Origin of the sequence: Enterobacter sp. KB-280D8 (genome assembly GCF_041399405.1) — a bacterium.
Lineage (GTDB): Bacteria > Pseudomonadota > Gammaproteobacteria > Enterobacterales > Enterobacteriaceae > Enterobacter > Enterobacter cloacae_N.
In genome coordinates this window covers 69,999-80,956 of record NZ_JBGKEC010000013.1, presented here as the reverse complement: position 1 = coordinate 80,956, position 10,958 = coordinate 69,999, and the positions used below count along the sequence as shown (strand labels likewise).

General features: G+C 56.8%; 11 protein-coding genes and 1 tRNA gene. 9 read left to right on the top strand and 3 right to left on the bottom strand.

What is annotated here, in order from left to right; all coding sequences use genetic code 11:
* Nucleotides 1–46: 46 nt before the first annotated feature.
* Nucleotides 47–122 (top strand) — tRNA-Trp (locus AB8818_RS21290).
* 99 nt (nt 123–221) lie between these two features.
* Here the strand turns inward: AB8818_RS21290 and hdfR are convergent.
* A complete protein-coding gene (hdfR, locus tag AB8818_RS21285; protein WP_116343682.1) occupies nt 222–1,043 on the bottom strand; it encodes an HTH-type transcriptional regulator HdfR in 822 nt (273 codons plus the stop codon).
* A gap of 118 nt (nt 1,044–1,161) precedes the next feature.
* On the opposite strand from hdfR, the gene AB8818_RS21280 reads away from it, so the two are divergent.
* Entirely contained in the window at nt 1,162–1,500 is a 339-nt protein-coding gene (locus AB8818_RS21280) for a DUF413 domain-containing protein (protein ID WP_008501577.1), read from the top strand.
* A 24-nt stretch (nt 1,501–1,524) separates the two neighbouring features.
* On the opposite strand, the gene AB8818_RS21275 is transcribed toward AB8818_RS21280, so the two are convergent.
* Entirely contained in the window at nt 1,525–3,045 is a 1,521-nt protein-coding gene (locus AB8818_RS21275; RefSeq protein ID WP_192985205.1) for a YifB family Mg chelatase-like AAA ATPase, read from the bottom strand.
* 341 nt (nt 3,046–3,386) lie between these two features.
* On the opposite strand from AB8818_RS21275, the gene ilvL reads away from it, so the two are divergent.
* The 7 genes from ilvL to ilvA all read left to right on the top strand — a co-directional run bounded on the left by ilvL (nt 3,387) and on the right by ilvA (nt 9,937).
* Nucleotides 3,387–3,485: an ilv operon leader peptide gene (ilvL, locus tag AB8818_RS21270; protein WP_001311244.1), complete on the top strand. Its 99-nt coding sequence runs from the start codon at nt 3,387–3,389 to the stop codon at nt 3,483–3,485.
* Between the two features lie 86 nt (nt 3,486–3,571).
* Nucleotides 3,572–3,622: a peptide IlvX gene (gene ilvX, locus AB8818_RS21265; protein WP_192985207.1), complete on the top strand. Its 51-nt coding sequence runs from the start codon at nt 3,572–3,574 to the stop codon at nt 3,620–3,622.
* Nucleotides 3,623–3,624: 2 nt separating this feature from the next.
* Nucleotides 3,625–5,271: an acetolactate synthase 2 catalytic subunit gene (gene ilvG / locus AB8818_RS21260; protein ID WP_116343684.1), complete on the top strand. Its 1,647-nt coding sequence runs from the start codon at nt 3,625–3,627 to the stop codon at nt 5,269–5,271.
* Nucleotides 5,268–5,531, top strand: a complete 264-nt coding sequence (ilvM, locus tag AB8818_RS21255) for an acetolactate synthase 2 small subunit (RefSeq protein ID WP_003860184.1) — start codon at nt 5,268–5,270, stop codon at nt 5,529–5,531. The genes ilvG and ilvM overlap by 4 nt, the downstream gene beginning before the upstream one ends.
* Before the next feature lie 18 nt (nt 5,532–5,549).
* Nucleotides 5,550–6,479, top strand: coding sequence for a branched-chain-amino-acid transaminase (gene ilvE, locus AB8818_RS21250; protein ID WP_003860182.1), 930 nt, complete (start codon nt 5,550–5,552; stop codon nt 6,477–6,479).
* A gap of 60 nt (nt 6,480–6,539) precedes the next feature.
* A complete protein-coding gene (gene ilvD, locus AB8818_RS21245; protein ID WP_192985203.1) occupies nt 6,540–8,390 on the top strand; it encodes a dihydroxy-acid dehydratase in 1,851 nt (616 codons plus the stop codon).
* Between the two features lie 2 nt (nt 8,391–8,392).
* Nucleotides 8,393–9,937: a threonine ammonia-lyase, biosynthetic gene (ilvA, locus tag AB8818_RS21240; RefSeq protein WP_116343727.1), complete on the top strand. Its 1,545-nt coding sequence runs from the start codon at nt 8,393–8,395 to the stop codon at nt 9,935–9,937.
* Here ilvA and ilvY read toward each other — a convergent pair.
* Entirely contained in the window at nt 9,934–10,824 is an 891-nt protein-coding gene (gene ilvY / locus AB8818_RS21235; RefSeq protein ID WP_116343686.1) for an HTH-type transcriptional activator IlvY, read from the bottom strand. The genes ilvA and ilvY overlap by 4 nt on opposite strands.
* Between the last annotated feature and the right edge of the window lie 134 nt (nt 10,825–10,958).

Genomic DNA, 10,958 nt, shown 5'->3' with positions numbered 1-10,958 from the left:
GACATTAAGCCTGCCATCACTGGCAGGCTTAATGGCAAAAAACTTTAGGGGCGTAGCTCAGTTGGTAGAGCACCGGTCTCCAAAACCGGGTGTCGCGAGTTCGAGTCTCTCCGCCCCTGCCATATAGAATCCTTTGCTTCGGCAAAGGATTTTTTTTTGCCTGAAATTCGGGAAAATTTCCGCATTCTAAAATGCAGCCAGCATCTCTGCTGGCCTCAGCATCAATCCATTACATTGATTTTTAATAGATCTTTTATCTGCGATTGCTTATCACTGTTTTGTAGCCAAATTGCATATAGTGGTCGCGAAAGGGTGGTGGAATCCACCACGGTATGCAGTCCAGGCCTGGTGTCTGCCCAACGAACGGGTAACCAGGTGCAACCCTTCAAAAGGGGAAGTTGCTGACAGGCAATCTCGGCAGAACTGGTTGTTAGCTGTGGAACATCATCAGGAGCAATCAATCCCGTCTCATGCTGTTGAAAATCTGGCCCCCATTCCAGGCGTAAATAGGTCAGGTCTGCTTTCATCATCGAAGGCTCAGAGGCATAAAGCGCCAGACCAAACTGCCCCACAATCTGGCTGCTAAATTCGTCCATCTTGGGGGCTTCAGTTGTGATCAGAAGATCAAGCTGGCGCTCATGAAGTTGCTTAACCAGCGACTGACGTTGCGCAATTCGGGCTTCAAATTGCAAATGACCATGGGAGTGATATAGCCGGGTAAGCCACTGACTGAGCATACATTCCCACAGAGACGCGCTGGCCCCTATTGAGAATTCATTGTGCCTCGACGTATGGGCAACCTCTTTGCGTGCTGCCTGCCATGTGTTCATCAGCGTTTCGGCATACGGGAGCAGTTTCTCACCGGCGGGCGTTAAACGGATGTTGTTGCGGTGACGGGTAAAAAGATTCACACCCAGTTGATTTTCCAGCTGTCGAATACGAAAACTGACTGCTGACTGCGTCAGGTAAAGGGCTTCAGCTGCTCGCCCGAAGTGGCGCGTTCTGCTCACTTCAAGGAAAGTTTTTAGCAATTCCGTATCCACATCTTTCTCCGCAAAATAATTTGTCGTTATGATTTAAATGTTTTGTTTTACACTCTGTCAAGCGTAACTAATACTCCGCGCCATAAATAGCTCGGCCAAAGAATTAGGAGCGTGTAGGATGGCGGAAAGCTTTACGACGACTAATCGTTTTTTCGACAATAAACATTATCCGCGCGGGTTCTCTCGTCACGGCGATTTCACCATCAAAGAGGCGCAGCTGCTTGAGCGTCATGGTTATGCCTTTAACGAGCTGGATCTGGGTAAACGTGAGCCTGCAACCGAAGATGAAAAGCAGTTTGTCTCGGTGTGCCGTGGTGAGCGTGAGCCGCAGTCTGAAGCAGAACGTGTATGGATCAAGTACATGGCTCGCATTAAGCGTCCAAAACGTTTCCATACGCTGTCTGGCGGTAAACCGCAGATGGAAGGTGCAGAAGACTACACCGAGTCTGATGATTAAGAAAAAGGGGCTACGGCCCCTTTTTTATGCCAGTAACTTTTGCAGATGCAAAAGCAAACGATCGATCGCCCGATAGCTCAACGCTTCCTGCAAATGTTTCCTCTCAATGTCAGTACAGCCCTCCACGTCAGCAATGGTTCTGGCTACTTTTAACAAGCGCTGCCACGCACGTATGGAAAGCCCAAAGCGCGTCAGCGTCTCTTCCAGCCATCCCGCATCTTCAGCGTTAAGAGAACAAAACTGTCGAATCCCGGCATTATCCAGCCGTGCATTCAGTCTGTTTTGTCGAGCGTACTGCCGTGCCTGCGCCGCGATAACCCGCTCGCGTACAGTCGCTGAGCTTTCACCCTGTGTACGCGTCTGCCTTAGCAGGCCCGGCGGCGGAAGGGGGATTTCCAGTGATATATCGAAACGATCGAGGAACGGGCCGGAAAGCTTTCCCAGATAGCGCAGCGTTTGCTCTGGCGTACAGCGGTTATGGTTTCCCTGGTAGTGACCCGTCGGGCTGGGATTCATCGCTGCGACAAGCTGAAACTGGGCGGGATAGCTTATTTTGGCTCGCGTGCGTGAGATATGTATCTCACCGGATTCAATGGGCTCCCTCAGTGCATCCAGCACGCGCCGCTCAAATTCAGGCAGCTCATCGAGGAACAGAATGCCATTGTGTGCCAGTGAGATCTCACCCGGCCCCGGAATAGACCCACCGCCGACCATTGCCGTCAGCGAAGCGCTATGATGCGGTGAACGAAAAGGACGGCGGCGCCACTGTTTATGCAACGACGTTGAACTGATAAGGCTATAAATGGCAGCGCTTTCCAGCGCTTCATGGTTATTAAGCGGTGGGAGCAACCCGCTCAGCCTGCTTGCCAGCATGGTTTTGCCCGTACCCGGCGGGCCAATCAGCAGAAGATTGTGACCACCCGCTGCCGTAATCTCCAGCGCCCGTTTCCCTTGCTCTTGTCCCATGATCTCGCTGAGGTCTTCTGGCGCATCCGCTATAGCCTCGTCACACTCTTCCGGCTCGGACAGTTCGTGCCGGCCCTCCAGCCAGGCGCACACTTCCTGGAGATGCCCTGCGATGAGGCATCCCTTTTCTGCAATAAGACTCACTTCTGATGCGTTTTCATTGGCCACAACGATTTGCCGCCCTGCACGTATTGCTTCCAGCGCTCCCGATATCGCACCGGGAACGCCTCTCAATGCGCCTGTGAGCGCGAGTTCACCCACGAACTCGTACGAGCCTAGCCTGGTCGTATTAAGCTGCTCAGAAGCCGCGAGAAGCGCAATTGCGATAGGTAAATCATATCGCCCACCCTCTTTAGGCAGGTCTGCGGGGGCAAGGTTGATGGTGATCTTCTTTGCGGGGAAGGTATAACCGCTGTTTATTATTGCACTACGAACGCGGTCCCTGGCCTCTTTGACCGTGGTTTCAGGTAACCCAACAAGCGTGAGTCCGGGGAGGCCATTACTCAAATGAACCTCTACGGAAATAAGCGGAGCCTTCACCCCGAGAGCCGCTCGCGTATAAACAACTGACAGTGACATTTGTACTACCTCCTGGTGTGACTGTGCCATTGCCCGTTTTCTTTGTTTAGTGTCTTTTGGTGTATTTACGCTGCCTGTTCAGAGATTTTGATAGCACAGTGAAACCATTGCATAACTGTGGAAGCACCCTCGCAGAGTATAAAAACCCCCGTTTTGACGTTAAGAACGGCAGGAAAAAAATGAAAAAAATTCATTCCCAAATTTCCTTATATAAAACAACGTCTTCATGGGAAATGATTCGCTGGCTAACCAAGTCCGTCATAAATAAATCTTGTGTTTGATTTAAAAACTGTGATAACTCTTTAGGTATTCCTTCGAACAAGATGCAAAAAGAACTGAAAATGACAGCCCTTCTACGAGTGATTAGCCTGGTCGTGATTAGCGTGGTGGTGATTATTATCCCACCGTGCGGGGCTGCACTTGGACGAGGAAAGGCTTAGAAATCAAGCCTTAACGAACTAAGACCCCCGCACCGAAAGGTCCGGGGGTTTTTTTATGACTAAAAAACTTAAACGAGGAGCAGAGAATGAACACCAGCATAAAATTCTGTTTCTCCAGATTTATGACGGGGAACTAACTATGAATGGGGCACAATGGGTAGTACATGCGTTGCGCGCGCAGGGAGTCGAGACAGTATTCGGTTATCCGGGTGGCGCAATTATGCCGATTTACGATGCACTGTATGACGGCGGCGTGGAACACCTCTTGTGCCGACACGAGCAGGGCGCAGCGATGGCAGCCATTGGCTATGCCCGTGCGACAGGTAAAACAGGCGTGTGCATGGCGACCTCAGGTCCGGGTGCAACGAACCTGATCACCGGCCTGGCTGATGCGCTGCTCGATTCCGTCCCCGTCGTGGCGATTACCGGTCAGGTAGCCTCTCCGTTCATTGGTACCGATGCCTTTCAGGAAGTGGACGTCCTCGGCTTATCGCTGGCCTGCACCAAGCACAGCTTCCTCGTTCAATCTCTCGAAGAGCTGCCTCGCGTGATGGCCGAAGCGTTCGAGGTCGCCAGTTCTGGCCGTCCTGGCCCGGTTCTGGTGGATATCCCGAAAGATATTCAGGTTGCACTCGGCGATCTGGAGCCGCACTTCTCTACCGTTGAAAGCAACGAAGCATTCCCGCATGCAGACGTTGAAGAGGCGCGTCAGATGATGGCGCAGGCGAAACAGCCGATGCTCTATGTTGGCGGTGGTGTAGGCATGGCGCAGGCCGTTCCTGCCCTGCGCGAATTTATCGCGGTGACGCAGATGCCCGCTACCTGCACGCTGAAAGGTCTGGGCGCAGTCGACGCGGACTACCCGTACTACCTCGGCATGCTGGGAATGCATGGCACCAAGGCGGCAAACCTGGCGGTGCAGGAGTGCGATCTGCTCATTGCCGTGGGGGCTCGTTTCGACGACCGCGTCACCGGCAAGCTCAATACCTTCGCACCAAATGCCAAAGTTATTCATATGGATATCGACCCGGCGGAGATGAACAAACTGCGTCAGGCGCATATCGCGCTGCAGGGCGATCTCAACGCGCTGTTACCGGCACTGCAGCAGCCGCTGGATATCAATGCATGGCGTCAGCACACCGCAGACATGCGCGCCGAGCACGCCTGGCGTTACGACCATCCCGGCGAGGCCATCTACGCGCCGCTGCTGTTGAAGCAACTCTCCGACCGTAAGCCGGCAGACAGCGTGGTGACAACGGATGTGGGACAGCATCAGATGTGGTCCGCACAGCACATGACCTACACCCGCCCGGAAAACTTCATCACCTCCAGCGGCTTAGGCACCATGGGGTTTGGCCTGCCGGCAGCCGTAGGCGCACAGGTAGCCCGCCCGAACGATACCGTTATCTGTATCTCCGGTGACGGCTCCTTCATGATGAACGTTCAGGAGTTGGGCACCGTGAAGCGCAAGCAGTTACCGCTGAAGATCGTCTTGCTCGATAACCAGCGTTTAGGGATGGTTCGCCAGTGGCAACAGCTGTTTTTCCAGGAGCGTTACAGCGAAACAACCCTGACCGATAACCCCGATTTCCTCACTCTGGCCAGCGCCTTCGGCATTCCTGGCCAGCACATCACCCGTAAAGACCAGGTTGAAGCGGCACTCGACACCATGCTTTCAAGCGAAGGGCCATACCTGCTTCATGTCTCAATCGACGAGCTTGAGAACGTCTGGCCGTTGGTACCGCCCGGTGCCAGTAACTCACAAATGCTGGAGAAATTATCATGATGCAACATCAGGTCGCCGTGCAGGCTCGCTTCAACCCGGAAACTTTAGAACGCGTTTTGCGCGTGGTCCGTCACCGTGGTTTTCAGATTTGCTCTATGAATATGGAAACCGCCACCGACGCGCAAAACATCAGTATCGAATTAACCGTTGCCAGCCCGCGGCCGGTCGACTTACTGTTTAGTCAGTTATCAAAGCTGGTAGACGTTGCCCATGTTGCCATCTGCCAGAGCACAACCACATCACAACAAATCCGCGCTTGAGCGTGACAGGACGAAAAAATGACGACAAAAAAAGCTGATTACATTTGGTTCAACGGTGAGATGGTTCGCTGGGAGGACGCGAAGGTCCACGTGATGTCCCACGCGCTGCACTACGGTACCTCCGTGTTTGAAGGCATCCGCTGCTACGATTCTCACAAAGGGCCAGTGGTGTTCCGCCATCGCGAACACATGCAGCGTCTGCATGACTCAGCCAAAATTTATCGTTTCCCGGTCTCTCAAAGCGTTGATGAGCTGATGGAAGCCTGCCGCGAAGTGATTCGCCAGAACAAACTGACCAGCGCCTATATTCGTCCGCTGGTCTTCGTGGGTGACGTCGGCATGGGCGTGAACCCGCCGGCCGGTTACAACACCGATGTGATCATTGCCGCGTTCCCGTGGGGCGCCTACCTGGGCGCAGAAGCACTGGATCAGGGGATCGACGCAATGGTCTCTTCCTGGAACCGCGTGGCGCCAAACACCATCCCGACCGCCGCGAAAGCAGGCGGTAACTACCTTTCTTCCCTGCTGGTCGGCAGCGAAGCGCGCCGCCACGGCTATCAGGAAGGTATCGCCCTGGACGTGAACGGCTACATCTCTGAAGGTGCGGGCGAAAACCTGTTTGAAGTGAAAGACGGCATCCTTTTCACGCCGCCGTTCACCTCGTCCGCGCTGCCGGGCATCACCCGTGACGCCATCATCAAGCTGGCGAAAGATCTGGGTATCGAAGTGCGCGAGCAGGTGCTGTCCCGCGAATCCCTGTATCTGGCCGATGAAGTGTTCATGTCCGGTACGGCAGCTGAAATCACGCCGGTGCGCAGCGTAGACGGTATCCAGGTGGGCGAAGGCCGCTGTGGCCCGGTCACCAAGCGCATTCAGCAAGCGTTCTTTGGCCTCTTCACCGGCGAAACAGAAGATAAATACGGCTGGTTAGATCAGGTTAATCACTAAGCATAAATTTGGGACGGCACGCACCGTCCCATTAAATAGTCAGACGGGAGTCAATAAAGCATGCCTAAGTATCGTTCAGCCACCACCACCCACGGCCGTAATATGGCGGGAGCCCGCGCGCTGTGGCGCGCCACCGGAATGACCGACGCCGATTTCGGCAAGCCGATTATCGCCGTGGTGAACTCCTTCACCCAGTTCGTACCGGGCCACGTGCACCTGCGCGATCTCGGCAAACTGGTTGCCGAGCAAATCGAAGCCTCAGGCGGCGTGGCGAAAGAGTTCAACACCATTGCGGTGGATGACGGTATTGCGATGGGGCACGGTGGCATGCTCTATTCACTGCCGTCGCGCGAGCTGATCGCCGACTCGGTTGAGTACATGGTTAACGCCCACTGCGCCGATGCGATGGTCTGCATCTCCAACTGCGACAAAATCACCCCGGGGATGCTGATGGCCTCCCTGCGCCTGAATATTCCGGTGATCTTCGTCTCCGGCGGCCCGATGGAAGCGGGGAAAACCAAGCTCTCCGACAAAATCATCAAGCTCGACCTGGTCGATGCGATGATCCAGGGCGCGGACCCGAAAGTCTCTGACGAGCAGAGTGACCAGGTAGAGCGCTCCGCGTGTCCGACCTGCGGCTCCTGTTCCGGGATGTTCACCGCTAACTCCATGAACTGCTTGACCGAAGCGCTGGGCCTCTCTCAGCCGGGCAACGGCTCGCTGCTGGCGACCCACGCCGACCGTAAGCAGCTGTTCCTTAATGCCGGTAAGCGCATCGTTGAGCTGACCAAACGCTACTACGAGCAGGACGACGCCAGCGCGCTGCCGCGCAGCATCGCCAGCAAAGCCGCATTCGAGAACGCCATGACGCTGGATATCGCGATGGGTGGCTCTACCAACACCGTTCTGCACCTGCTGGCCGCCGCGCAGGAAGCCGAAATCGACTTCACCATGAGCGACATCGACAAGCTGTCCCGTAAAGTGCCGCAGCTGTGTAAGGTCGCGCCGAGTACCCAGAAGTACCACATGGAAGACGTGCACCGTGCCGGTGGCGTCATCGGTATCCTCGGCGAGCTGGATCGCGCCGGGCTGCTGAACCGTGAAGTGAAAAACGTGCTCGGCCTGACGCTGCCGGAGTCGCTGGACCAGTACGACGTGATGCTGACCAAAGACGACGCGGTGAAAAAGATGTTCCGCGCTGGCCCTGCCGGTATTCGCACCACGCAGGCGTTCTCGCAGGATTGCCGTTGGGATACCCTGGACGATGACCGTGCCGAAGGCTGCATCCGCTCGCTGGAGCATGCCTACAGCAAAGACGGCGGTCTGGCCGTGCTGTACGGTAACTTTGCGGAAAACGGCTGCATCGTGAAAACCGCGGGCGTGGACGACAGCATCCTGAAATTCACCGGTCCGGCGAAAGTGTACGAAAGCCAGGATGAAGCGGTAGACGCCATCCTCGGCGGCAAAGTGGTGGAAGGCGACGTGGTTGTCATTCGCTACGAAGGGCCGAAAGGCGGTCCGGGCATGCAGGAGATGCTCTACCCAACCACCTTCCTGAAATCTATGGGACTTGGTAAGGCCTGCGCGCTGATCACCGACGGACGTTTCTCCGGCGGCACCTCCGGCCTCTCTATCGGCCACGTTTCCCCTGAAGCGGCAAGCGGCGGCAACATCGCCATCATCGAAGACGGCGACCAGATCGAAATCGACATTCCGAATCGCGGCATTCAGCTCAAGCTGAGCGACCAGGAGATTGCGGCCCGTCGTGAAGCGCAGGAAGCCCGCGGCGACAAAGCCTGGACGCCTAAAGACCGCCAGCGTGAAGTCTCCTTCGCCCTGCGCGCCTACGCGAGCCTTGCCACCAGTGCAGATAAAGGCGCGGTGCGCGATAAATCTAAACTTGGGGGCTAATAATGGCCGAGTCTCAACCCTTATCCGCCGCCCCCGAGGGGGCGGAATACCTGAGAGCGGTGCTACGCGCGCCGGTCTATGAAGCCGTGCAGGTCACGCCCCTGCAGAAAATGGAAAAACTCTCTTCGCGCCTCGACAACGTTATCCTGGTCAAGCGCGAAGACCGCCAGCCGGTGCACAGCTTCAAGCTGCGCGGCGCCTACGCGATGATGGCCGGGCTGACCGACGAGCAGAAAGCGCGCGGCGTGATTACCGCGTCGGCGGGCAACCACGCCCAGGGCGTTGCCTTCTCCTCGGCCCGTCTGGGGCTGAAGGCGCTGATCGTGATGCCGGTCGCTACCGCAGACATCAAAGTCGACGCGGTCCGCGGTTTCGGCGGGGAAGTACTGCTCCACGGTGCCAATTTTGACGAAGCGAAAGCCAAAGCGATCGAGCTGGCGCAGCAGCAGGGTTTTACCTGGGTGCCGCCGTTCGACCACCCGATGGTGATTGCCGGGCAGGGCACGCTGGCGCTTGAACTGCTGCAGCAGGATGCGCATCTCGACCGCGTCTTCGTCCCGGTGGGCGGCGGTGGGCTGGCGGCGGGCGTGGCGGTGCTGATCAAACAGCTGATGCCGCAGATCAAAGTCATCGCCGTTGAAGCGGAAGACTCTGCCTGCCTGAAGGCGGCGCTGGATGCCGGCCATCCGGTCGACCTGCCGCGCGTCGGGCTGTTTGCCGAGGGCGTGGCGGTGAAGCGCATTGGCGACGAAACCTTCCGCCTGTGCCAGGAATATCTCGATGATATCGTCACGGTAGACAGCGACGCGATCTGCGCGGCGATGAAGGATCTGTTCGAGGACGTGCGTGCTGTGGCGGAACCGTCCGGCGCGCTGGCGCTGGCGGGGATGAAAAAATACATCGCGCAGCACAACATTCGCGGCGAGCGGCTGGCGCACGTGCTGTCTGGTGCGAACGTGAACTTCCACGGCTTGCGCTACGTTTCCGAGCGCTGCGAGCTGGGCGAACAGCGGGAAGCGCTGCTGGCGGTGACGATTCCGGAAGAGAAGGGCAGCTTCCTCAAGTTCTGCCAGTTGCTGGGCGGTCGTTCGGTGACGGAGTTCAACTACCGCTTTGCCGATGCCAAAGATGCCTGCATTTTTGTCGGCGTGCGTCTGAGCCGTGGCGTGGAGGAGCGCAAAGAGATCCTTAGCCTGCTGCATAACGGCGGCTACAGCGTGGTCGATCTTTCTGACGACGAGATGGCGAAGCTGCACGTGCGCTACATGGTCGGCGGGCGTCCATCGAAGCCACTCCAGGAACGCCTGTTCAGCTTCGAATTCCCGGAATCGCCGGGCGCGCTGCTCAAGTTCCTGCACACGCTGGGCACGCACTGGAACATCTCTCTGTTCCACTACCGCAGCCACGGCACCGACTACGGCCGCGTGCTGGCGGCGTTCGAACTGGGCGAGCACGAGCCGGATTTCGAAACGCGGCTGAACGAGCTGGGTTATGAGTGCCACGACGAAACCCATAACCCGGCGTTCAGGTTCTTTCTGGCGGGCTAGTGGTTCGGCAATATCTTCCAGAACGCATCAATAAGCGGCTCATGCAGCCGCTTTTTTTGTGCGCACACGCCAAGCTCGAACGGTGTTTTCTCATCGCTGCGTTCCAGAATCATCACGCGATTGCGCACTGGTTCCGGGCTGTTTTCCAGCACCACTTCCGGCAGCAGCGCTACGCCGCAGCCGAGCGCCACCATTGACACCATCGCCTCATGACCGCTGACGGTAGCGTATATCGACGGATTGCTGATTTTCTGACGGCGGAACCACAGCTCGATGCGGCGACGCACCGGCCCTTGATCGGCCATGATAAACGGCACCGTGGACCAGTCCGGTTTTTCCACTGAGACCTGGTTACGTACCGGGCAGGGCAGCGCCGGGGCAATCAGTACCACCGCCAGGTTCTCCAGCATCGAGAACGCCACTGCCCCCGGCAGGGTTTCGGGTTTCCCGGCGATGGCGAGATCCGCTTCGCCCGTCACCACTTTTTCCATGGCGTCGGCGGCGTCGCCGGTGGTGAGCTTAATCTCAACCGACGGATGGGCTGCGCGGAAGCGGTCGAGAATGGGTGGCAGATGGCTATAGGCGGCGGTCACGGAGCAGAAAATATGCAGTTCGCCGGAGAGCGATGGCCCCTGCTGATCGATGGCGTGCCGCAGCTGCTGGTACTGCAACAGCGTCTGCTGGGCAAAAATGCGCAGCTCTTCTCCCGCTTCCGTGAGGGTGACAGTACGGTTATCGCGTACGAACAGCGGCTGGCCGAGGTCTTCCTCAAGGCGTTGGATCTGGCGCGAAAGCGTGGAGGGGCTGACGTGCATCGCCCGGGCGCTGCGGCCAAAATGGCGGCTTTCCGCCAGGTGCAGGAACATTTTTAGATCGCGTAAATCCACCGATTCCACTCCCTCTTTTTACATTGCAAAAATTGCAATATGACGTTGTGAATATATCAATTTCCGCAATAAATTTCCTGTTGTAATGTGGGTACATTCTCGCTGAAACGCGAACCGAACTATAAGACACACAA

What these genes read in the sequence shown, in the direction of transcription:
- ilvA (WP_116343727.1), top strand. Translation starts at nt 8,393, where the DNA reads ATGGCCGAGTCTCAACCCTTATCCGCCGCCCCCGAGGGGGCGGAATAC.
- ilvD (WP_192985203.1), top strand. Translation starts at nt 6,540, where the DNA reads ATGCCTAAGTATCGTTCAGCCACCACCACCCACGGCCGTAATATGGCG.
- ilvL (WP_001311244.1), top strand. Translation starts at nt 3,387, where the DNA reads ATGACAGCCCTTCTACGAGTGATTAGCCTGGTCGTGATTAGCGTGGTG.
- ilvE (WP_003860182.1), top strand. Translation starts at nt 5,550, where the DNA reads ATGACGACAAAAAAAGCTGATTACATTTGGTTCAACGGTGAGATGGTT.
- AB8818_RS21275 (WP_192985205.1), bottom strand. Translation starts at nt 3,045, where the DNA reads ATGTCACTGTCAGTTGTTTATACGCGAGCGGCTCTCGGGGTGAAGGCT.
- AB8818_RS21280 (WP_008501577.1), top strand. Translation starts at nt 1,162, where the DNA reads ATGGCGGAAAGCTTTACGACGACTAATCGTTTTTTCGACAATAAACAT.
- ilvM (WP_003860184.1), top strand. Translation starts at nt 5,268, where the DNA reads ATGATGCAACATCAGGTCGCCGTGCAGGCTCGCTTCAACCCGGAAACT.
- ilvG (WP_116343684.1), top strand. Translation starts at nt 3,625, where the DNA reads ATGAATGGGGCACAATGGGTAGTACATGCGTTGCGCGCGCAGGGAGTC.